The sequence below is a fragment of the Pseudomonas sp. BRM28 genome, from assembly GCF_002939405.1.
Taxonomy (GTDB): domain Bacteria; phylum Pseudomonadota; class Gammaproteobacteria; order Pseudomonadales; family Pseudomonadaceae; genus Aquipseudomonas; species Aquipseudomonas palmensis.
Genome location: NZ_PEFV01000001.1, coordinates 1,727,041 through 1,747,088 on the forward strand (window position 1 = coordinate 1,727,041; position 20,048 = coordinate 1,747,088).

Annotated in this window: 25 protein-coding genes; 23 read left to right on the top strand and 2 right to left on the bottom strand. The window is 61.1% G+C overall.

What is annotated here, in order from left to right; all coding sequences use genetic code 11:
- Positions 1 to 54 precede the first annotated feature (54 nt).
- Positions 55 to 1,274 (top strand): IS3 family transposase gene (locus tag CR917_RS08195; protein ID WP_104571780.1). Its coding sequence is split into 2 segments (ribosomal slippage): positions 55 to 403 and positions 403 to 1,274, totalling 1,221 coding nucleotides; the frame shifts between segments, so codons are not numbered across the junction.
- Between the two features lie 57 nt (positions 1,275 to 1,331).
- Here the strand turns inward: CR917_RS08195 and CR917_RS27025 are convergent.
- Both CR917_RS27025 and CR917_RS27620 read right to left on the bottom strand, forming a co-directional pair.
- Positions 1,332 to 1,976 (bottom strand): hypothetical protein, encoded by a 645-nt coding sequence (locus tag CR917_RS27025; RefSeq protein WP_146094990.1) that lies wholly within the window; start codon positions 1,974 to 1,976, stop codon positions 1,332 to 1,334.
- Between the two features lie 201 nt (positions 1,977 to 2,177).
- Positions 2,178 to 2,966, bottom strand: a complete 789-nt coding sequence (locus tag CR917_RS27620; RefSeq protein WP_256589636.1) for a DUF4145 domain-containing protein — start codon at positions 2,964 to 2,966, stop codon at positions 2,178 to 2,180.
- A 549-nt stretch (positions 2,967 to 3,515) separates the two neighbouring features.
- Between CR917_RS27620 and CR917_RS08205 the strand changes: the two genes are divergently transcribed.
- From CR917_RS08205 to CR917_RS08310, 22 genes are all read left to right on the top strand, one after another.
- Complete coding sequence (locus tag CR917_RS08205; protein WP_078480062.1) at positions 3,516 to 4,250, top strand: XRE family transcriptional regulator; 735 nt, start codon at positions 3,516 to 3,518, stop codon at positions 4,248 to 4,250.
- A gap of 542 nt (positions 4,251 to 4,792) precedes the next feature.
- A complete protein-coding gene (locus CR917_RS08210) occupies positions 4,793 to 5,176 on the top strand; it encodes a phage holin family protein (protein WP_058541493.1) in 384 nt (127 codons plus the stop codon).
- Between the two features lie 58 nt (positions 5,177 to 5,234).
- Positions 5,235 to 6,254 (top strand): hypothetical protein, encoded by a 1,020-nt coding sequence (locus tag CR917_RS08215; protein ID WP_146094991.1) that lies wholly within the window; start codon positions 5,235 to 5,237, stop codon positions 6,252 to 6,254.
- A 73-nt stretch (positions 6,255 to 6,327) separates the two neighbouring features.
- Complete coding sequence (locus CR917_RS08220; protein WP_100633084.1) at positions 6,328 to 6,846, top strand: hypothetical protein; 519 nt, start codon at positions 6,328 to 6,330, stop codon at positions 6,844 to 6,846.
- On the top strand, positions 6,843 to 7,403 hold the full coding sequence (locus CR917_RS08225; RefSeq protein WP_043864286.1) for a phage baseplate assembly protein V: 561 nt from the start codon (positions 6,843 to 6,845) through the stop codon (positions 7,401 to 7,403). The genes CR917_RS08220 and CR917_RS08225 overlap by 4 nt, the downstream gene beginning before the upstream one ends.
- A gap of 80 nt (positions 7,404 to 7,483) precedes the next feature.
- Positions 7,484 to 7,810 carry a GPW/gp25 family protein gene (locus tag CR917_RS08230; RefSeq protein WP_043864285.1) on the top strand — a complete coding sequence of 109 codons (327 nt, stop codon included), beginning with the start codon at positions 7,484 to 7,486 and terminating at the stop codon, positions 7,808 to 7,810.
- Positions 7,807 to 8,688, top strand: a complete 882-nt coding sequence (locus tag CR917_RS08235) for a baseplate J/gp47 family protein (protein WP_104572111.1) — start codon at positions 7,807 to 7,809, stop codon at positions 8,686 to 8,688. The genes CR917_RS08230 and CR917_RS08235 overlap by 4 nt, the downstream gene beginning before the upstream one ends.
- Before the next feature lies 1 nt (position 8,689).
- Entirely contained in the window at positions 8,690 to 9,292 is a 603-nt protein-coding gene (locus CR917_RS08240; RefSeq protein ID WP_054914988.1) for a phage tail protein I, read from the top strand.
- Positions 9,292 to 11,598: a phage tail protein gene (locus CR917_RS27995; RefSeq protein WP_371920429.1), complete on the top strand. Its 2,307-nt coding sequence runs from the start codon at positions 9,292 to 9,294 to the stop codon at positions 11,596 to 11,598. The genes CR917_RS08240 and CR917_RS27995 overlap by 1 nt, the downstream gene beginning before the upstream one ends.
- A 2-nt stretch (positions 11,599 to 11,600) precedes the next feature.
- Positions 11,601 to 11,996: a phage tail assembly chaperone gene (locus tag CR917_RS08250; protein ID WP_236176926.1), complete on the top strand. Its 396-nt coding sequence runs from the start codon at positions 11,601 to 11,603 to the stop codon at positions 11,994 to 11,996.
- 69 nt (positions 11,997 to 12,065) lie between these two features.
- Positions 12,066 to 12,251: a Com family DNA-binding transcriptional regulator gene (locus tag CR917_RS08255; RefSeq protein WP_104572112.1), complete on the top strand. Its 186-nt coding sequence runs from the start codon at positions 12,066 to 12,068 to the stop codon at positions 12,249 to 12,251.
- 10 nt (positions 12,252 to 12,261) lie between these two features.
- A complete protein-coding gene (locus tag CR917_RS08260; protein WP_088514470.1) occupies positions 12,262 to 12,594 on the top strand; it encodes a hypothetical protein in 333 nt (110 codons plus the stop codon).
- A 109-nt stretch (positions 12,595 to 12,703) separates the two neighbouring features.
- Positions 12,704 to 13,870: a phage tail sheath family protein gene (locus CR917_RS08265; protein ID WP_043864279.1), complete on the top strand. Its 1,167-nt coding sequence runs from the start codon at positions 12,704 to 12,706 to the stop codon at positions 13,868 to 13,870.
- 12 nt (positions 13,871 to 13,882) lie between these two features.
- A complete protein-coding gene (locus CR917_RS08270; RefSeq protein WP_043864278.1) occupies positions 13,883 to 14,392 on the top strand; it encodes a phage major tail tube protein in 510 nt (169 codons plus the stop codon).
- A 9-nt stretch (positions 14,393 to 14,401) separates the two neighbouring features.
- Positions 14,402 to 14,701 (top strand): phage tail assembly protein, encoded by a 300-nt coding sequence (locus CR917_RS08275; protein ID WP_043864277.1) that lies wholly within the window; start codon positions 14,402 to 14,404, stop codon positions 14,699 to 14,701.
- 140 nt (positions 14,702 to 14,841) lie between these two features.
- Entirely contained in the window at positions 14,842 to 16,224 is a 1,383-nt protein-coding gene (locus CR917_RS08280; protein WP_104572113.1) for a hypothetical protein, read from the top strand.
- A 9-nt stretch (positions 16,225 to 16,233) separates the two neighbouring features.
- Complete coding sequence (locus CR917_RS08285) at positions 16,234 to 17,079, top strand: phage tail protein (RefSeq protein WP_054914985.1); 846 nt, start codon at positions 16,234 to 16,236, stop codon at positions 17,077 to 17,079.
- Positions 17,054 to 17,260 carry a tail protein X gene (locus CR917_RS08290; protein WP_043864274.1) on the top strand — a complete coding sequence of 69 codons (207 nt, stop codon included), beginning with the start codon at positions 17,054 to 17,056 and terminating at the stop codon, positions 17,258 to 17,260. Before CR917_RS08285 ends, CR917_RS08290 begins: the two co-directional genes overlap by 26 nt.
- A gap of 64 nt (positions 17,261 to 17,324) precedes the next feature.
- Entirely contained in the window at positions 17,325 to 18,368 is a 1,044-nt protein-coding gene (locus CR917_RS08295; RefSeq protein ID WP_104572114.1) for a phage late control D family protein, read from the top strand.
- A 26-nt stretch (positions 18,369 to 18,394) separates the two neighbouring features.
- The gene (locus CR917_RS08300) at positions 18,395 to 18,946 is read left to right on the top strand and encodes a glycoside hydrolase family 19 protein (RefSeq protein WP_104572115.1); all 552 of its coding nucleotides are present in this window, start codon (positions 18,395 to 18,397) and stop codon (positions 18,944 to 18,946) included.
- Positions 18,943 to 19,437 (top strand): lysis system i-spanin subunit Rz, encoded by a 495-nt coding sequence (locus CR917_RS08305; RefSeq protein ID WP_104572116.1) that lies wholly within the window; start codon positions 18,943 to 18,945, stop codon positions 19,435 to 19,437. Before CR917_RS08300 ends, CR917_RS08305 begins: the two co-directional genes overlap by 4 nt.
- Before the next feature lie 59 nt (positions 19,438 to 19,496).
- Positions 19,497 to 19,979, top strand: a complete 483-nt coding sequence (locus CR917_RS08310) for a CinA family protein (protein WP_054914980.1) — start codon at positions 19,497 to 19,499, stop codon at positions 19,977 to 19,979.
- The last annotated feature ends 69 nt before the right edge of the window (positions 19,980 to 20,048 follow it).

Consider the following 20,048-nt stretch of genomic DNA (forward strand, 5'->3'; position numbering starts at 1 on the left):
TGTCCCGTCCTGAATAAGGTTTACACCTCCCATCCCGAATTTCCGGAGAGTCAGATGGAGCAAGGTGTAAAGCGCACACAGCGTGATTACTCACTGTCTTTTAAATTGGCGGTGGTTGATCAGATTGAAAAAGGCGAACTGACCTACAAGCAGGCCCAGGTGCGGTATGGCATCCAGGGACGGTCGACGGTTCTGGTATGGTTGCGTAAGCACGGTCGGCAGGATTGGAGCCAGGGGGCCTCGATCCGCGACGAGAGGAGCTGCGCGATGTCTGACCCCAAAATGCTCACTCCAGAGCAGCGAATCAAAGAGCTTGAGCAGCAGCTTGAGCTGATGAGCCAGAAGGCCCAGTTCTTTGAAACGGTCGTTGATGTTCTGAAAAATGACTATGGTGTCTCGGTCGTAAAAAAGCGATCCGGCAAGTCCTCTCGCAAGGTCAAGTCGCAGGACTGAGCATTGCCAGGGCTTGTCAGTTTCTAGGCATCAGTCGACAGGCTTACTACAAGCGCAACCGAGCTGCTGATGGCAAAGAGCGCCAGGCAGATCGGGTGGTTCAGTTTGTTCAGCAAGTCCGGCTGCGCCAGCCCCGTCTGGGTACCCGTAAGCTGCACTATTTGCTGCATTGCCAACCTGACAAACGATTCCAGGTCGGCCGAGATAGGCTGTTTCAGGTCTTGGGAGAGCGCCGTTTGCTGGTACTGCCCAAGCGGGCATACCACAAGACAACACAGAGCTTTCATCGCTTCTACCGCCATCCCAACTTAATCAAGCCCGGTCCAAGCCAAGTCGTTCCGACAAGGCCGGAGCACGTCTGGGTTGCCGACATTACTTATCTGCCCGCACGTAACGGCCCGCTGTACCTGAGCCTGGTAACGGACGCGTACTCCAGGAAAATTGTTGGTCACCACGTCCATGAAAGCCTGCATGCCGAGTCAGTAGCGCAAGCCTTCAAGCAGGCCTTACGAAAGCGACGTCGTCGCCAGCCATTAGTCCACCATTCGGATCGAGGCATCCAATATTGCTCGGCGCTATACCAGTCACTGCACCAACGGCACGGCGTTCAGTGCTCCATGACTGATGGGTATGACTGCTACCAGAACGCGCTGGCTGAGCGAATCAACGGAATCCTCAAGATGGAGCTGCTGTTAAGCAGACCTGAAGATCTGGAGCAAGCGAGGCAGATGGTTGATGAGGCAGTGCAGATCTACAACACAGAACGGCCCCATATGGCCCTGAAAAACAAAACGCCCGATGCGGTGCATCGGGCGTTTTGAGGCCTATCGGCCTACCTGAACAGGTGTAAACCTATTTCAGGACTAGACAGGGGACTGTTATTTTTTTCGTTGCACAGGGATGACGTGATCAAGGACCATTACCACCTTAGGTCTGGTAGCCGCAGGGTTTGGTTTTGCCTGCTCTGCTGGTTTTACTGGCGGTGTTTTCGGTGTGTCAGTCATAGGCCCTCCGGGGGTAGTGAAAAGAATCAAGAAGTATACTGCCAAAGAAGCACACAGAAGGTATGCCGAAAAACGGATTTCTGAATATGCGCTTTCCAATATTGTTGTTTTGGTCTTAAGTATGTCTCTAGCAGCAGACAATGCTTCTTGGCAGGAAAGTGAGAGCGAATAATAAACTGTTATAAGTTCTTCTGTTTCTATGAGTGAGTTTACTTCTTGGTCGATTGAGATTCTTGGGCTTTTAGATAATTTTATAGCATTGAATAAACGTATCCACGAGGAGAAAAGCGCTAAGAAGGTTAGTAGGGCTAGTCCTGTAAAAATCCAACTCGAGATCTTTCCCGCTTCCAATGGAAAAATTCTTTGCGAGGAGGCGTTGATTAAGGCCGTATATCCAACTATTGATATGCTAAGTATGTTGAGAAAGCGCCCGGCTTTTTCATCCAGTTTCTTGTACCTGTCCAGCTCCTCGTCTAACGCTTTTCTCGAGAGTTCGTACAGTAATTTATAACGCTCCATACGGCTCCCTGGAGTAGGTGGTTACGAATAAATTAGCACTGGTAGGTACAGGTTTGGGTACTAGGATTCAGTATCACCAAACCTACGCCCACCCATGTCAAGCACTCCCTATCTCTTTATTTTTCTCAAATCCCCAAAAGGCGTTCAGCCCTCGTATCGAGGGGGCGGGGCGCCTTTTTTTATTTCTGCGCAATCGGCGTGCTATTTTTCTTTCCCTCGGTCCCGTCGCTCTATCGCAGTGAGCTGGCCTGACGGTAGGGTGTTGTACACTTCTTCGATATGCTTTGGCTCAGAAATCAGCCTGTCAATTATTAAGTTAAGAAGTTTGAAAAGGCTCACTGCTATGTTGCGATCATCCTTTAGGTCCATTTGTCCAGGGTGTACGGCCTGATTCCCTATCACCCTTACAGTATCCAGAGCTTGTTGAATTCTCGTGTCTAACCCAAGGGCCACCAGATTACCGATGTCATCATTAATATTTTTACCTGATTGGCCCAATTCCTTGCACAGCTTCTGAATACCCAGCCTGATTAGTGCAGCGGCACCGCGCGGCGAAATGTCCAAGATAGCATTGGCCTCGTCATAGTCGCGACGAACATCATCCGACATGTCGGGGTTGGCAGGTGGTGCATCGCCTGTGGCCGGGTAGGCGATTTTATCGTGAATCCACACGCAGTGCTTTTTACAGTTAAAGCATGTGGAGAGGTTTACGTTGTTTAGGACCGTCCACGCGGACGTGTCAGCTTTTCTTTCAAAAAACGGGATACCTCGTGATAACATTTCAGCCCATTCAATAAGCTGCTTTCTTTCGGCGGCGTCTTCAATATTGGCAAAGTCTGGTATCGCGTCCCCGGCCCTAAGCATCGGGCTTAGTGGATACTTCACGTTGCGCCGTCGTCCTGCAAGCTCGAACCATGTCTGGCTGGTGAGCGCACCGCAATGCGGACAGTTGAACGCGGTATCTTCAATAGATGGGGGTACGAATTTCATGGCGCATCCTACGGGTGAGTTATCCAGAGGGTAGCGATTAGCCATCGCTTTAGGCAACAGCTGATAATTCAATAAACACTTGAATCATTGTCGGGTCGGTACGAAATAGGTGTACGAGTAAATCTGCTGAGATTTCCAGCTTTGAAGAATCGTTTGTTCGGCCATTATCGGGCGTTTAAGGCAGCCTAGGGTATGGTCGCGCATGCAGTTGAATGGGGCAGAAATGGGGCAATACAGGCGCCAATCTATGCCATTCTATGCACAGCTATGCATCATTGCGCGTTCGCATATGCAGGGCTAAGCCATGCTCTGGTGGGCTCACGGCGTACTTTCCCCATATACCCGAGCACAATCGGGGTGTGTGCGGAAAGATCGCTCATTACAGAAACTTGGCTCGCAGTGTCGTTTAGACCAAAGGCAGCGGGCAATGGTACAGGGATTTTTTCCCCGTTGCCGGGCCTAACGCTGCGCAGCGACCTTTTGCCCCTGGCATTGTGTTAATGCATATTTGAATTTGCATTTGCGCACGAGATGAGTACTATGCACGTTATGCAAAAACGCAACGTAGCTACCGTCTTGAGAGCATTGCTCGACCGCCACGGGATCTCCCCCACGGAGCTTCACCGTCGCACCGGCGTGCCCCAATCCACCCTGTCGCGGATTCTCAGCGAGAAGATCGTCGATCCTTCCGACAAGCATGTGTCGAAGATCGCCGAGTACTTCGGCGTGAGCACCGATCAGTTGCGCGGCCGTGCCGACCTGGGCGATACCCGCCCGGCGAACGCGCCGCGCGCCGACGTGCAGCTGCAGGACATCAGCCTGTGGGATGACGACACCCCCGTCGAGGACGACGAGGTGTCCATTCCGTTTCTTCGTGAGGTCGAGTTGGCAGCAGGATCAGGACGATTCGTCATCGAGGAAAGCGAGAAGGCCAGCCTGCGCTTCGGCAAGCGCAGCCTGCGTCACAACGGCGTGCAGTTCGACCAGGCCAAGTGCGTGACGGTGCGCGGCAACAGCATGCTGCCGGTGCTGCGTGATGGCGCCACGGTGGGGGTGAATGCGGGCAAGAGCGGCATCGGCGACATTGTCGACGGCGACCTGTATGCCATCAACCACAATGGCCAGTTGCGCGTGAAACAGCTGTATCGCCTGCCCACGGGTATCCGCCTGCGCAGCTTCAACCGCGACGAGCACCCGGACGAGGACTACACCTTCCAGCAGATGCAGGAGGAGCAGATCAGCATCCTCGGGCATGTGTTCTGGTGGGGCATGTACGCCCGCTAGGTTCTGTCGCTACATCAAACCCGCCTCGGCGGGTTTTTTTGTGCCTGCAAATGCCTGCAGGGGACGGCCTTGCCGGCGAATGATCGCACCAAATATTTGCGGCAATCCCACCGAATCCTTCACCGGCAAGGCCGGTTCCTGCAAAAAATCTACCCCTCAAGACAGCACTGCAGCGCAAGCAGGGCAAGGCTTTCATGCGTTATTGCAAAATCAGATGCATAGATATTTCCAAAAATGCATTGACTGCATATGCATTTATGCATAACCTTTGTCTCAAGCCGGTCAGACACCGGCAGTGGCAAAGGCAGCGATGAACAGGCCTGAACTGTTCAGAGGGTTGGCAACTGACCCGGGTGTGCAGCGTAAAGCACCGTAAGCAGTTATCCGGCGGGCAGGCGGCCGCGGTCGGAGGAACAATTTGAGGCGGGATCGCACGGCGCACCAGCAGTGGCCGGCGGTCCGACAACGCATTACTGAAAAGCCTGGGCGACCGGGCTTTTTGGAATGCCGAGTGATCGGCTGTTCAACAAGGGAGCACGAGCATGACAAACGAGCAACAGACGTTGCTGGAAATGCCGATCTGGCTGGTGATCGTCCTGGCATTGCTGGGCGGTCTGTCTGGTGAGATGTGGCGCGCAGACAAGGAGGGCGCCCGCGGCTGGGGCCTGTTCAGGCGACTGCTGCTGCGCTCCGGGGCCTGCATGGTCTGCGGCGTATCGACCGTGATGCTGCTGTATGCCAGCGGGCTGTCGATCTGGAGCGCCGCAGCCTTTGGTTGCCTGACCGCCATGGCGGGCGCCGACGTGGCCATCGGGCTTTACGAGCGCTGGGCTGCGAAGCGGCTGGGTGTGGCACAGGGCGTGCCGCCCCTGGCATCGGATGCGCCACTGCATCGCGACCTGCGTGAGCGCGACCAGGAGCAATGATCGTCGCAAACATTATCGAAAGCCGCTTGCAGCGGCTTTTTCATGTCCGGAGAAACCTATGTCTGATAACACCCGCTTGTACGAGAATGCCGGCTACGTCGGCCTAACCCTGGCCCAGGGGCCGCGCGACGCGGTGATCTACGGCTCTGCCACGTCGGTCAGGCTGAGCAGGAGTTTTGTTGCGATGGGCGGTTTTCGCTTTCGCGGCCAATACACACGGGGCATGGTTCCGACCTTCGCGATGGCTGACAAGGTCGCCAGCGTGGCGCCAGCCGGTCTCGGTGCCGAACGCAGCAACTGCAAAGAGAGCTGGTACGCCGCCTTTGCCTGTGCCAATGAAGGTGACGCCAGTGCCGTGGTGAAAACCATGCCGTTCCTGCGCGTGGGCAGTATCAGCGGCAACGTGATCACGCTGAACAAGGCCGGCGAGGGTACCCACGATATCGCTGAAAAAAGCTACGACTGGATGGCCGACAACAATCTTGCCGGTGTGCAGTGCCTGGTCATCAGTGAGGGCGGGCAGTGGTCCGGCCGGGTAGCGACCGTCGTCGCTAACACTGCAACCACCCTTACGCTCGACAATATAGGGGCGCTGTCCTTCGGCGCATTTTTGTTGCCCGCGCCCCCCGGGTTCGCACATTTCTGCTACCTGGCGTCGTTCTATCTGGACACCCATGAGGTGCGCAACATCTACGACACCGGGACCGAGGTGGTGTCCAGAGGCATTTACCTGCTACGACCCGAAACGCCCGGTGCAAGTCCAGGCCCTGTCGGCACCTTGATGGACTGCTCCGGGTATATCGCACCCTTGGCTACCGGCGTTCGAATGGACTCCAGGTGCGTCATGAGCACCTCTGCCACCGGTGACTACGCCGAGTACTTCTCGCCCGACAGCGGAAACCACGATGTACGTACCAATTACGACCTGAAGGACAACAGCGGCTCGCGCAGCTTCGTGTTCGGTGGCGTATCGCTGGCGTTCCTGTACCCGCAGACCTTCAACTTCAAGAATGCCGGCACGCTGGCAGCCAAGCGCTCCGAGGGTCGGATTGCGCCGACCGGCTGGTTCGAGCCGTAGTCGCCGCAGTGAACGCAACGCCTGCTGCAACCGCAGTGGGCGGCTTGTCGAAGAAGACACGAAAGGAGGGCTTGTGAACGAACTCAAGCTATTGAGCCAGGCCATTACCGCAACATTCCAGGCGGGTGTACCTGATTTCGCGACGGTTGAAGCGTTCAGCGCAGTCAACGAGCACACTCCGCAACCGGCACTGTGTCACACCATCACCGCTATGGAGGCAAGCGTTGACCCCGGCGATGGACGCTTGTGCATCCTGGCGCGTTTCGAGGCACGCATCCTGGTGGATGCACAGCAGCAACACGCAGCCCTGCAAGCCGCCACATTGGCGGCGAAATCAACGCTTGTGCTGCACAAGCAGTTCTGGGGCGTGGATTTCGTCGCGGCGACCCTCAATGTGAAGGCGCAGACGGCCATACCTGCCGAAGTACCCGGCACCCTGGAATGGCGGGTGCAATGGCAGCAGCCCGTTTATCTTGGCGACCTGCAGTGGCCCTGGCCAGACCAGCCACCCGGTTCGCTGCTGTTCGCCTTCAGCCCGGACACAGGGCCCGCGCACAAGGACAGCTACCAGGCACCGGAGGACATGGCATGAGTTACGCCAGCTCCATGCATGACCGCATGCTGGCGGCGTTGGTCATTCCATGTCGGGTGGTCGGCATCGACCTGGCAGCAGCGCGGGTACGGGTCTCCGATGGCGCCGGCTGGACCAGCGCCTGGGTGCGCTGGCACAGCCACGCGGCAGGCAAGGCCCGCCACTGGCGTGCGCCGAGCCTGAACGAGCAGGGCGCACTGCTCAGCCCCAGCGGTGAGCCGGCGCAGGGCACCTTCGTACCGGGCCTGTACGGCAATGCCGGCGCGCCACCCGACAACCGCGAGCACGTCGAGGTATGGCGCTTCGATGACGGTGGCTCGCTGGTCTACGACTGGCAGGCCCGCAGCTACAGCATCGAGCTGCCCGGTGGCACCGTCAGCCTCAAGGTGGCCGGCAGCTCGCTGCTGGTCACCGACAACGCAATCACCCTGAACGCCGCCAACATTGCCCTGACCGGTGAGGTGAGCATCAACGGTGGCCTGCGCGTGACCGGTGACATTCTGGGGGCCGGCAAGATCATCGACACCGGCGGCAACACCGCCAATCACAAGCACTGAACCCCGCCCGCCGACGCGGGCTTTTTTATGCCTGGAGACAACATGGCTAGTGAATGCATTCAGGCCAGGGAGGTACCGCGATGATCGGCATGAGCCGCCACGGCGGGCAGACGCTGTCCGGCATCGGGCACCTGCGCCAGTCCATCGAAGACATCCTCACCACCCCGCTGGGCAGCCGGCGCATGCGCCCCGACTACGGCAGCAAGCTGCGCCGTTTCGTCGACCTGCCAGTCAACGAGGGCTGGAAGAGTGCGGTGCAGGCCGAGGTCGCCCGCGCCCTGACCCGCTGGGAACCACGCCTGAAATTGCAGCGGGTGCGCGTGGTGGCGGTAGTGGGCGGGCAGATCAGCCTGCAGCTGAGCGGGCAGTACCTGGGTGACAGCCAACTGCTGGAGATAACGGCATGAGCAACGTGGAACTGTCGGCGCTGCCCGCGCCGCAGGTGCTGGAAGATCTCGACTTCGAGGACATCTTCCAGGATGACCTGGCGGCCTTTCGGTCGCACATGGGCGAGAACTGGGACGCGCTGCTGGAAAGCGACCCGGTGACCAAACTGCTGGAGGTGGGCGCGTACCGCAAGCTGCTCAATCGGGCGCGGGTCAACGATGCCGCCAAGGCGCTGCTGCTGGCCTATGCCCAGGGCAGCGACCTGGACCAGCTGGCAGCCAACGTGCAGCTCAAGCGGCTGGTGGTACAGGCCGAAGACGCGAACAGTGTGCCACCGACCCTCGAAGTGCTTGAGGAAGACGATGCACTGCGCGAGCGGGTGCAACTGGTGTACGAGGGCCTGACCACCGCCGGCCCGCGCAACAGCTACATCCTGCATGCACGCAATGCCTCGGGGCAGGTGGCCGATGCCTCTGCAGAAAGCCCGTCACCGGCAGTGGTGGAGGTGACGGTGCTGAGCCTGGAGGAGAACGGCATCGCCAGTGCGCAGTTGCTGGCCGAAGTGGCCGCCTACCTCAACGACGACGATGTACGCCCGGTGGCGGACCGCCTGGAAGTGCGCAGTGCCGAGGTGATTCCTTATCGCATCGATGCCGTGCTCTACATGGCCGGGACGGGGCCGGAGAACGAAGCGACCCTGGCCGAGTGCCAGCGGCGCCTGCAGGCCTGGGTCAACCCCCGACGACGCCTGGGCGTGGAGGTCTCGCGCTCGGCCATCGATGCGCAACTGCACATCGCCGGTGTGAGCCGGGTGGAGCTGCGCAACTGGACCGACATCCGCCCGAGCAAGGCGCAGGCGGCCTGGTGCACCGGGTTCGAACTGACGCGGGGGGGCTGACATGCACAGCCTCCTGCCGCTCAACAGCACGCCGCTGGAACGGGCCGTCGAGGCGGCCTCCAGCGAAGACCTCAAGGTCACCCTGCGCACCCTGTACAACCCCGATACCTGCCCGGCGAACCTGTTGTACCAGCTGGCCTGGGCCTGGTCGGTGGACCGTTGGGACGACACCTGGCCCGAGGCGATCAAGCGCTCGGTGATTCGCTCCTCGTTCTACGTGCATGCCCACAAGGGCACGATCGGCGCATTGCGCCGCGTGGTGGAGCCGTTTGGTTATTTGATCGAAGTGATCGAGTGGTTCAAGGCCACGCCCCCGGCGGTGCCCGGCACGTTCGCGCTGAAGATCGGCGTGTCCGAGGCGGGGATCAGCGAACAGACGTACCAGGAACTGACCTGGCTGATCGACGACGCCAGGCCCGTCAGCCGACACCTGAGTGGCCTGGTCATCAGCCTGGAAACCGCTGGGTCGCTTTACCTCGGCGCCGCGCTGCAAGACGGCGACGAACTTGACATCTACCCGCCTGCGCCGGCCGACCTCACGGTCATGGGGGCCATCGGGCGTGGTGGGCGAGAACACACCATTGACTATCTGGACATTTACTAATGGTTGATCAGAACTCCCAGTTCTACGCGATCCTGACCAAGGTGGGGGCCGCGAAACAGGCCAATGCGGATGCCCTGGGCATTCCTTGGAAAATCACACACATGGCCGTCGGTGACGCCAGTCCGGCAGGGCTGGACAACCCGCCGCTGCCAATGCCCGACGCGAGCTGGACCAGCCTGCTCAACGAGTGGCGGCGGGCGCCGCTGAACCAGCTCAAGGTCGACGAAAAGGACAGTGCGGTCATCGTCGCCGAGCAGGTGATTCCGGCCGAGATCGGCGGTCGCTGGATTCGCGAGGTGGGGCTGTACGACGCCGACGGCGACCTGGTGGCGGTGGCCAACTGTGCGCCTACCTACAAGCCGCTGCTCAACCAGGGCTCGGGTCGTACCCAGGTGGTGCGCATGAACCTGGTGGTCAGCAGCGCCAGCAATGTGCAACTCAAGATCGATCCGGGTGTAGTGCTGGCGACCCGCGAGTTCGTGACCGAGGAACTGGCCAAGCGCGACTTCAAGCACTCGGTGCTGGCTGCGACCACCGCCGCGATCACCTTGAGCGGGTTGCAGACGATGGATGGTGTTGCGCTACAGTCGGGCGCGCGCGTGCTGGTGAAGAACCAGGCCGCTGCCAAGGACAACGGCCTGTATCTGGTTGCCAGTGGAGCGTGGACACGTTGCCCGGATGCGGACAGCAGCGCCAAGGTCACACCCGGCCTGCTGGTGCTGGTGGAGCGGGGTACGGTCAATGGTGACAGTGGGTGGCAGTTGGTGACGGATGCGCCCATAACCTTAGGCGTTACGGCGTTGGCCTTCGACATGGCGTTCGGGCCTACCGGGGTGGTAGCTGGTACTTATCGTAGTGTCTCTGTCGACAAGTATGGCCGAATTGTGGCCGCTACCAACCCTACCACTGTGGCAGGTTATGGTCTGATTGATGTGCTTACGACTACTCAGGTCAATGCTGCGCTGGCGTTGAAGGCGCCCCTCGCAAGTCCGGCATTGACTGGCGCCCCGACAGCACCCACGTTGGCGGGTACTGACACGAGTACAAAGCTGGCCAACGCCGCGTCAGTGCGGGCGATCATGGCGAACTTTGGTCTGGGCTCCAAAGCTGCCAGTTTTGAAGGCAGTATCGACGATATTCGTGAGACCGGTGTTTATCTGATCGCCAACACTAGTTTGGGAGCCAAGCCACCCTATCCTCCCGGTTTTGGTAGCGGAACTGTACCCAACGGGACTTTGTTTCACTTGGAGCGTGGTAGCTCCAACATGTCCACCCAGTTGTGGGATACGTTGACTGCGGGAACGCCGATGGCATTTCTGCGCACTCGCCTGGCCACTGGTGTCTGGGGAGAATGGTCACAATTGTGGAACAGCGTGAATACGCCGAAGCAATCTAGCCCGCTCGACGTGACACCAGGAGCGATGCTGACGATAGGCTCATTCGGTGTAGGCAAGGCGGTAATTGGCGTTGATCCGAACCTGAACAGCTATCAGGTGCCAGGAAACTATTTGACTGCTCTTTCTGCGCTAACCAACGTACCGCCTGGCTGGCCCACTGCTGCACGTTATAGCTTGATAGTAGAGGGATACGACTCCACCAACTACCTTGTCCAGACGCTGACTGCGCTCTCAGTTGCAGATGCACCTATCAGTGCGAAGCGGGTAATGACTGGCCCCGGAAACTGGACGTCGTGGCAGGTGCTGAGTACCAATGAGCAGCTTCCCTATCGCGGTATCAAGGTGTTCAGCACTGCAGGCACCTTTACTTGGACTGTTCCGAAAGGGGTCACGAAGGCCTGGGTCCGTGTAGTGGGCGGAGGTGGTGGCGGTGGACGATTTACCCACGGCGGTGGCGGTGGCGGTGGCGGTGGAATCGCTGAGGCTTTGGTTGACCTGACCGGGCTGTCATCGGTTTCCGTAACCGTTGGCAGAGGTGGCGCCGGGCGTACGACCTCTAATGGGGATGGCGATAATGGCTCGGGATCTTCCTTTGGGACCTTGCTCAGTGCCGACCCAGGCCGCGGCTCTAGCATCTGGTTGGGTGGACGGGGAGGCGCCGGGGTCGGCGGGGATATCAATGCCTCAATGGGCAATGGTCATAACCAGACTCGTCACGACAACTCGGGTAACGGTGGCTCAATTTACGGAGGCGGCAGCGGAGCAGGTGGCGGGGGTGTTGGTTCAGGCTACGGCATAGTCGGGGGCGCAGGGGGGAATGGCGTTCTTCCCGGCAGTGGCGGTGGTGGTGGCAACGAGAACGGCAATGGCGGCAACGGTGCCGCAGGCGAAGTTTCGATCAGGTGGTGACCATGTGGGCAAGAATTGAAGACGGTGTAGTACTGGAGGTAACGGATCTTGACCCGACCGGGCGTTTCCATCCTTCCATGACTTGGATGGCATGTGACGCTCGGGTGACACAGGGTTGGCAGCTCAAGGGCGATATTCTCGAAGCCCCAGTGGCTGCAGCTATAGATCTGTCCGCGATCGAACGATCATGGCGTGATCGCAGTGTGAACGAGACAGAGTGGCTGGTAACCCGTCATCGCGACGAGCGCGAGCTGAAGCTGAATACCACTCTAACTTCTGTACAGTTCGCCGAACTGTTGGTGTATCGCCAAAGCTTGCGCGACTGGCCTCAATCAACGGATTTCCCCAAGTCCGAGCATCGCCCGCCAGAGCTTTCCTGGCTCGCCGAGCAGATTTGATAAGCCCCGCACTGTCGGGGCTTTTTCATTCTTCAAGACCCTCCAGCAGATAATCACAAGGCATCGCAGATGTTGAAAGAATGCAGATGCGGCAGGTGCAAACGACTGCTTGCCCGTATGGGCGAGTTCACAGAACTCCAGATCAAATGTTCCCGCTGCGGAACGTTGAATCATATGAAGGCCACGAGCCTCGAACCATCGCCTGTGAGCGACATGAACGCGGAATGTTCCGCTACCCAGCATTCGACTCGATAGGTGAAAAATCATGGAACCAGTAAAAGTAGGCAAGCATTTCTTCAACGCTCACCCGACCACGGTGACTCAAGTCTTCAGCCCGGAAGAAAACAAGGAAGGCGTCTATCTGCGCACCGCCACCATTTGCACCGGCGGCGGCATCATCAACCTGTACAGCGGTCCCAAGGCACCTGCTCGTCTGGGTGACATGACGGTGCACGCTATCATGGGCGGAGTAGCCAGTAGCAACAACTGGCAGTACACCCAACCCTACCCACTGCTTATCCCTGCTGGCTACGGGCTGTGGACCGTCTCGAACAACTCTGTCGCCGCGATCTCGCTGACCTGGGACTTCCTCGCCTGATTTTGGCCACCGCACCTGTACCTGCAACGGGCGGTTCGCCCCGATAGTTGCCGATCCAACCTTACAAGGCCCTGCATTGCAGGGCCTTTTTCATACCCGGAGTTTACCCATGAGTGGTTTCTTTCACGGCGTCACCGTCACCAACGTCGACACCGGCGCACGCACCATCGCGTTGCCGTCGTCCTCGATCATCGGCCTGGTGGACACCTTCACCGAAGGCCCGACCGCCAGCGCCAAGTTCAACGACCTGGTGCTGATCACCAGCGAGCGTGAAGCCATCGCCGCCTTCGGCGCCGACGCGGCCATCACCCGTGCCTGCCAGGCCATCTACCAGCGCGCCAAGGCGGTCATCGTCGCCTGCGGCGTGGCCAAGGTGGCCGACGCCGCCGAGCAGACCTCGGCCATCATCGGCAGCGTGCTGGCCGACGGCAAGCGTACCGGCCTGCAAGCGCTGCTCGACGGCAAGAGCCGTTTCAACGCCCAGCCGCGCCTGCTGGTCACTCCAAAGCACAGCGCAACACAAGCCGTCGCCACCGCCCTGGTGGCCCTGGCCGACAAGCTGCGCGGCCTGGCCATCATCGACGGCCCGGCCACCACCGACGAGGCCGCCCTGGCCTACGCCGAAAACTTCGGCGCCAAGCGCGCCTTCCTGGTCGACCCGGGCGTGCAGTACTGGGACACCACCACCAGCGCCACCGTCGATGCAGCGGCCTCGGCCTGGGTCGCCGGCCTGTTCGCCTGGACCGACAACGAGTACGGCTTCTGGGCCTCGCCCTCGAACAAGGAGTTCGTCGGCATCACCGGCACCACCCGCCCCATCGAGTTCCTCGATGGCGACGAGACCTGCCGCGCCAACCTGCTCAACAACGCCAACATCACCACCATCATCCGCGATGACGGCTATCGCCTGTGGGGCAACCGCACCCTGAGCAGCGACCCGAAGTGGGCCTTCGTTACCCGCGTGCGCACCATGGACATCGTGATGGACGCGATTCTCTACGGGCACAAATGGGCAGTCGACCGCTCGATCACCGCCACCTACGTCAAGGACGTGACCGAAGGCCTGCAGGCGTTCATGCGCGACCTCAAGGCCCAGGGCGCGATCATCAACTTCGAAGTGTTCGCCGACCCGGAACTCAACAGTGCCAGCCAGCTGGAGCAGGGCAAGGTGTACTGGAACATCCGCTTCACCGACGTACCACCGGCCGAAAACCCCAACTTCCGCGTCGAGGTCACCAACCAGTGGCTGACCGAAGTTCTCGATAACGCAGCTTAAGGAGCACTAGCAATGGCAATGATTCCCGAAACCCTGGCGAACCTGAACCTGTTCGTCGATGGCACCAGCTTCCAGGGCGATGTCACCAGCCTGACCCTGCCCAAGCTCACCCTGAAAATGGAAGAGCACCGGGTGGGCGGCATGGACATGCCCATCGAGATGGACATGGGCATGGAGAAGCAGGAAGCCGGCTTCACCACTACCGGCGTGCGCCGTGAGTCGCTGAAGTTCTTCGGCCTGGCCGATGGTTCTGCGTTCAACGGCACCTTCCGCGGTGCCTTCAAGGGCCTCAAGGGCGCTGTCACCCCGGTGATCGTGACCCTGCGCGGCGCGCTCAAGGAAGTCGACATGGGCGATTGGAAGGCCGGTGACAAGGCCGAGGTCAAGCACACCGTCGCCGTCACCTACTACAAGCTGGAAGTCGGCGGACGCCTGATCTACGAGATCGACCCCATCGGCATGAAGCGCGTGATCGACGGCGTCGACCAGCTCGCGGCACAACGTTCGGCCCTGGGCCTGTAAGGACTTCTCATGACCCAAGCAAAGATCCCCAGCTGGATGAAGCTGAGCGCCGACGGCGTGGTGGTGGCGCTGACCCGGCCGAGCGAAGCCAATGGCATCAAGGTCGACAGCCTGTCGTTGCGCTCGCCTACGGTACGCGACATTCGTGCGGCTCAGTCGGCCGGCAGCGGCGACGACGAGCAGCGTGAGCTGAACCTGTTCGCCTCCCTCGCCGAGGTGGGCATCAAGGACCTGGAGGGCCTCGCGCTCAAGGACTATGGCCGCCTGCAGGCGGGCTATTTTCGCCTGGTGCAAGACGACGAGCTTTGACCTCTCCCTTCAGAAGGTGGCCGCCAGGCGGCTTGCCCGTGAGCTGAATTTTTCTGCCACCGAGATCATGACCATGTCGTTCAACGACATGGTCTGGTGGCTCACGGAGTGAGCCGGTTTTGCACGCACAGGGGGACCGTATGGCAAACGCGTTAGCGTTGAAACTGGTTATCGGCGCCTCGGTCAGTTCGACGATCGGCGCATCATTCAAGCTGCTTGAGGCGCGGATCCGGCAACTCAGGCAATTGAGCAGCGAAGGCAAGGGCGACCTGTACCCGCTCGGGCTCGAGACGCTGGGCAACGGGATGCTCGACAGCGCTCCTGGTGACCCACCAGGCGCGAGAACTCAAGCAAAGACCGGGGGCGCCGTACAGGCTGCTGAAACACAGGGCTCCCGGCACAGGCTGACATTGTTGAAGAGCATCGACGGGCACTTGCAGGTGATCAGTTTCCAGGTCGCCGATGTTGCGCGCCGGCTTTCGCAATCGAAGCCCGCCAGGGTATCCGTAAACATCAGATCGCAAGCGGCACCGCAGGCACCCGCAGGGGCAGCTGCGGCTGCTTCACTGGAGACTGCAGCGCCTGCATCTCTGCCAACCGATGGGACACCTGCGGCGGGTCGAGTATCCGACCCGCTCAGCAGTAGGATGGCGGGGAGCGATGATACCGGGCCCCCGGCAAAGGGGCCGCAGCCCATAGGTATCATCGCTGTTGCCAGTGATTTCAGGGCAGGGCCACGGAAGGCTGGCGTGCTGGGTGGCGACGCTCCCAAAGGCGCAAGGGCGCCGCAACGCGTGTTTGTCGTCAATGCCCAGGACTTTTGCTGCGGCGCGATAACTTCGAGAAGGGGTAGAGGGGGAAGAAAGAACAGCCCCTCCAGGCGCCGACCTTCATCTGCTCCGGTTGGGCGCTGGGAAAGCATCAAAGGTTACCTCGGCAAGGCTGTTCCGGCGATCAAGGCCGCTCGAGCGCCCGCAGCCGTCGAGGCCATCTACAAGTTCGGCAAGACCTTCCTCACTGCAGAAACCACCGAGCAGAAGGCTGAGGGATATGGTGGGGCAGTGGGCGGTTTTGGTGGCGCACTGGCCGGGGCTGCGCTGGGCGCTTTCGTTCCTGTCATCGGTCCTGCGATCGGTTCGCTGATCGGGGGTATTGTGTTCAGCGAGTGGGGCTCCTCGTTAGCCAAGAAGTGGTTTGCAGACGACGATGCTGCCAAGCCTCCTGCTGGCGAACCCACTCACTTCTCCAAGTCGCTGGGCGATGTCGCTCGTTCGATGAATCCCGGCGCTGGCGAGCCGATGACAATTCTGTCGTTGCCGCCTGCGCCACCTTCGATCAGCCCTGCGCCGCAGCCGATTGCCCAACAGATCACCTTCGCCCCGAACATGCCCATCACCGTGCAGGGCAGTGTCACCGACCCGGCCCAGTTGGCGATGAACATCGAGCCGATCATTCGACGTCAGTTCCTCGAACTGACCCGTCAGGCTTCGATGCGGCAACTGGCCGACCCCACATTTGTATAAGGAGCTGCCATGACCTACATGGACCAGTTGCACTCGGCCCTGCGGGCGCTGATCGCAGCGGGGGAGGCGGGCCGGCGCAGTGCCGACGAGATGCTGGAGCCCATGACCGGCGCCATCAGCGATATCGCCGAAGCCGCTGCCGCGCTCGAGGACATCCCCTACGTCGGGCCGCTGATCGGCGCCAGGCTGCAACGCACGATGCGCGCCATCAACCGGGCGCAGCAGGGCGTCGACAAGGTGCTGGGCCGTTACAGCCGCGCCGTGGCCAAGGTCGCGCTGGTGCAGGAGCGCATCGTCATATTCGAGCAGAAGGCGGCCAAGGCTGCCGCAGCCATCAACAAGGTGGCGGGTCGCATCAGCCCGTCGCTGGGCACGTTGCTGCCCACCGGCAGTTTCGCGCCGTCGGTCACGCCGGCAGCCGAGGTGGTCAAGCCGTTCCCGCACCTGCTCATTCTGCAGTCGTTGCAGGCGCAGGCGCAGCCTTACTACTTCAACCTCGACACCGCGACCTTCGATGAACTGCGTCGCCAGAGCGGCTTTCGCTGGGCGGGCCAGGAGCGCCTGAGCCGCCACCCGGCGCAGCAGGCGGTGGGGCTGGGCGAAGAGCGCATCACCCTCAAGGGCACGATCTTTCCCGGTGCCAAAAGCGGGCTCGGCCAGTTGCAGGCGCTGCGCAGCATCGGTCGGCAATTGCAGCCACTGAGCCTGACCACCGGCTACGGCGAGGTACTGGGCAACTGGTGCCTGACCAGCATCGAGGAGGACCAGAGCAGCCTGGTGGCTGGCGGCATTCCTCGCAAACAAGGCTTTTCATTGGAGTTCGTGAGCTATGGCGACGATCTGCAGAACCTCTGACGGCGATCTGCTCGACAGCCTCTGCCAGCACTACTACGGGCACCTCAACGGCAGCGTCGAAGCGGTACTCGATGCCAACCAGGGCCTGGCCGACCAGGCGCAGCCGTTTTGTGCCGGGGTGCTCATCAGGCTGCCCGCGTTGACGCCCGCCCGCCAGGCCCTGGTGCAGTTGTGGGACTGAGCTGGCGCGCCCCCCCTGCCTGCCAGCGCTGCGTGCGCGGGCAGGCCCTTCTGGAGCAGCAACCATGCAACCTGTGTTTCGCATCGTGGCCGATGGCAAGGACATCACCGCGCTGATCAATGATCGCCTGCTGTCGCTGCGTACCACCGACAAGCCGGGCATGGACTCGGACGAGTTCGAACTGCGTATCGACGATCGCGACGGCGAGGTGGCATTGCCGGCACGCGGTGCCTTCATCGAGGTGCATCTGGGCTACGCCGGCCAGGCATTGACCCGCCTGGGGCGCTACGCCGTGGATGAGGTGGAGCTGTCCGGGCCGCCCGACAGCATCGTGATCCGAGGCAAGGCCAGCGACATGCGCGGCAGCGGCAAGACCACCCGCAGCGGCAGCTGGGAGAACGTCACCCTCCAGCAGATCGTGCGCGACATCGCCGCGCGCAATGGCTGGCAGCCAGCGTGCCCGGTGACGCTGCGCATACCGCGCATCGACCAGTTCAACGAGTCGGACTTCAACTTCATCACCCGTCTGGGGCGCCTGTTCGACTGCACCGCCAAGGTAGCGAACGGCGCGCTGCTGGTGATGCCGCGCCAGGCCGGCAAGAGCGCCAGCGGCAAGGCCCTTGGCAACGTCAGAATCAGCCGTGGCGATGTGCGCAGCTGGCAGTTTCGCATGACCGACAAAGGCACCCACAAGGCCGTGCAAACCCGTCATCTGGACAGCAAGACCGGCCAGCAGAGCGTGGTCGACCTGCCCAACGACGACGCGCCCGACGGCCTGTCGCCTGTGCACACCGACCGCCACCTGTACCCCAACCGTAGCGCTGCCGAGCAGGCCGCCAAGGCCCGCCTGGCGGCGCTCAACCGCAGCACCGCCAGCCTGCGCCTGGAAATGCCGGGCCGCACCGACCTGTTCGTCGAACGCATCCTCGACGCCCAGGGCTTCAAGCCTGGCCTCGATGGCGAGTACCTGATCGAGTCGATCGAGCAGGTGTTCAGCGCGTCCGGGTGGAGCACCACGGTCGAGTGCAATGGCGGCAAGCAAGGCAAGGCCAGGGCCAAGGGCGGGCAGGGTAATGCCGGTCGTTCGCTCAAGGCCGGACAGGCCTGAACCCCTATGCATTTTGGAGAATGATGATGGTCATCACTCAGCAGAACTTGATGCAGATTCTTCCCGGTGCCGGCGCCAATGCCGGCATTTTTGCACCCGCCCTGAACACCGCCATGGCCCGTTGGGAAATCGACAACCCCCGACGCATTGCCGCCTTCCTCGCGCAGATCGGCCACGAGTCGGGCCACCTGCGTTACGTGAAGGAGCTGGGCAGCGATCGCTACCTGTCCCGTTACGACACCGGCGCCCTGGCCCTGCGCCTGGGCAACACGCCGGAGGCGGACGGCGACGGTCAGCGGTACTGCGGCAGGGGGCTGATCCAGGTTACAGGGCGCAACAACTACCGCGCCTGCAGCATGGCGCTGTTTGGCGACGAGCGTCTGCTGGAGTTGCCGCAGTTGCTCGAGCAACCGCGTTGGGCCGCCGAGTCGGCTGCCTGGTTCTGGCACTCGCGCGGGCTTAACGCGCTGGCCGACCGCGGTGAGTTCAACCGCATTACGCGGCATATCAACGGTGGCCTCAATGGCCTGGAGGATCGCCTCAAACTCTGGGCCCGCGCCCGCGAGGTGCTGTGTTGAACCGCTTGCACGCTGGCGTGCTGCTGAGCCTGGCGCTGTTGGCCTGCGTATTGACCTGGCAGGTCCAGGGCTGGCGCCTGGGCCGCCAGCTGGCGCAGCAACAACAGGCCTGGGCATTCGAACGCCAGCAACTGGCCGAGCGTGCTGCCGCCGAGCTGCAGGGCGAACGCCAGCAACGTCATGTGCTGGAGCGCCAGCTGGATTTGAACGACAACACCCATTATCAGGAGCTTCTCGATGCACAACAGGCTCAGGCACGCTTGCGTGATCGGCTGGCTACTGCTGATCTGCGGTTGTCGGTCCTTCTCGACCGCGACGCCACCCCCGACCTGCCTGCCGCCCCCGGCGCCGGCAGCCTGGATCATGGCGCCCCACGCGCCCGACTTGACCCGGCGCATGCTCGACGAATTATCGCCATCACCGATGCCGGTGACGCCGGACTGATCGCCCTGCGCGCCTGCCAGGGTTACATACGCGCGCTCACACCTTGAGTGTTCAGCCACGCCGATAGCTGGTGTAGGGTAGGCGCCAGACCTTCAAGGAGCCTGCCATGGACCCGATCACCGCACTTTCTGCCCGGCTGGGGGAACACCTGCGCCGTTACAATGCCCAAGTCACCACGGCCGAGTCCTGCACCGGCGGTGGTATCGCCGAGGCCATCACACGTATTCCTGGCAGTTCGGCCTGGTTCGAAGCGGGCTACGTGACCTACTCCAACGCCCAGAAGACTCGCCAGCTGGGGGTAGACCAGGCACTGTTCCCGCAGGTCGGTGCGGTCAGCCAGGAAGTGGTCGAGGCCATGGTGCGCGGCGCCCAGGCTGCCAGCGGGGCACGCTTTGCCGTGGCGGTCAGCGGTGTGGCAGGGCCCGATGGCGGCTCGCCGGCCAAACCGGTGGGCACTGTATGGCTGGCCTGGGGCGACGGTGCGCATGTGGCCAGCGAGCGCCGGCACTTCGATGGCGACCGCGATGCGGTGCGCCGACAAACGGTAATCGCCGCCCTAGAGGGCTTGTTACAGCTTGGCGCAGAGTAAATCGCAAATCGGGGGTAGGCGGAAAGAAAACCCTGTGGAATAATACTGGCTACTTATACAGGTGTTGTG

Excerpts from the sequence above, each read along its gene's own strand:
- CR917_RS08240 (WP_054914988.1), top strand. The coding sequence starts at position 8,690 with ATGCACAGCCTCCTGCCGCTCAACAGCACGCCGCTGGAACGGGCCGTC.
- CR917_RS08290 (WP_043864274.1), top strand. The coding sequence starts at position 17,054 with ATGGCGACGATCTGCAGAACCTCTGACGGCGATCTGCTCGACAGCCTC.
- CR917_RS27995 (WP_371920429.1), top strand. The coding sequence starts at position 9,292 with ATGGTTGATCAGAACTCCCAGTTCTACGCGATCCTGACCAAGGTGGGG.
- CR917_RS08205 (WP_078480062.1), top strand. The coding sequence starts at position 3,516 with ATGCAAAAACGCAACGTAGCTACCGTCTTGAGAGCATTGCTCGACCGC.
- CR917_RS08295 (WP_104572114.1), top strand. The coding sequence starts at position 17,325 with ATGCAACCTGTGTTTCGCATCGTGGCCGATGGCAAGGACATCACCGCG.
- CR917_RS08275 (WP_043864277.1), top strand. The coding sequence starts at position 14,402 with ATGACCCAAGCAAAGATCCCCAGCTGGATGAAGCTGAGCGCCGACGGC.
- CR917_RS08210 (WP_058541493.1), top strand. The coding sequence starts at position 4,793 with ATGACAAACGAGCAACAGACGTTGCTGGAAATGCCGATCTGGCTGGTG.
- CR917_RS08225 (WP_043864286.1), top strand. The coding sequence starts at position 6,843 with ATGAGTTACGCCAGCTCCATGCATGACCGCATGCTGGCGGCGTTGGTC.
- CR917_RS08310 (WP_054914980.1), top strand. The coding sequence starts at position 19,497 with ATGGACCCGATCACCGCACTTTCTGCCCGGCTGGGGGAACACCTGCGC.
- CR917_RS08280 (WP_104572113.1), top strand. The coding sequence starts at position 14,842 with ATGGCAAACGCGTTAGCGTTGAAACTGGTTATCGGCGCCTCGGTCAGT.
- CR917_RS08265 (WP_043864279.1), top strand. The coding sequence starts at position 12,704 with ATGAGTGGTTTCTTTCACGGCGTCACCGTCACCAACGTCGACACCGGC.
- CR917_RS27620 (WP_256589636.1), bottom strand. The coding sequence starts at position 2,966 with ATGAAATTCGTACCCCCATCTATTGAAGATACCGCGTTCAACTGTCCG.
- CR917_RS08250 (WP_236176926.1), top strand. The coding sequence starts at position 11,601 with ATGTGGGCAAGAATTGAAGACGGTGTAGTACTGGAGGTAACGGATCTT.
- CR917_RS08255 (WP_104572112.1), top strand. The coding sequence starts at position 12,066 with ATGTTGAAAGAATGCAGATGCGGCAGGTGCAAACGACTGCTTGCCCGT.
- CR917_RS08300 (WP_104572115.1), top strand. The coding sequence starts at position 18,395 with ATGGTCATCACTCAGCAGAACTTGATGCAGATTCTTCCCGGTGCCGGC.
- CR917_RS08285 (WP_054914985.1), top strand. The coding sequence starts at position 16,234 with ATGACCTACATGGACCAGTTGCACTCGGCCCTGCGGGCGCTGATCGCA.
- CR917_RS08230 (WP_043864285.1), top strand. The coding sequence starts at position 7,484 with ATGATCGGCATGAGCCGCCACGGCGGGCAGACGCTGTCCGGCATCGGG.
- CR917_RS08235 (WP_104572111.1), top strand. The coding sequence starts at position 7,807 with ATGAGCAACGTGGAACTGTCGGCGCTGCCCGCGCCGCAGGTGCTGGAA.
- CR917_RS08270 (WP_043864278.1), top strand. The coding sequence starts at position 13,883 with ATGGCAATGATTCCCGAAACCCTGGCGAACCTGAACCTGTTCGTCGAT.
- CR917_RS08260 (WP_088514470.1), top strand. The coding sequence starts at position 12,262 with ATGGAACCAGTAAAAGTAGGCAAGCATTTCTTCAACGCTCACCCGACC.
- CR917_RS27025 (WP_146094990.1), bottom strand. The coding sequence starts at position 1,976 with ATGGAGCGTTATAAATTACTGTACGAACTCTCGAGAAAAGCGTTAGAC.
- CR917_RS08215 (WP_146094991.1), top strand. The coding sequence starts at position 5,235 with ATGTCTGATAACACCCGCTTGTACGAGAATGCCGGCTACGTCGGCCTA.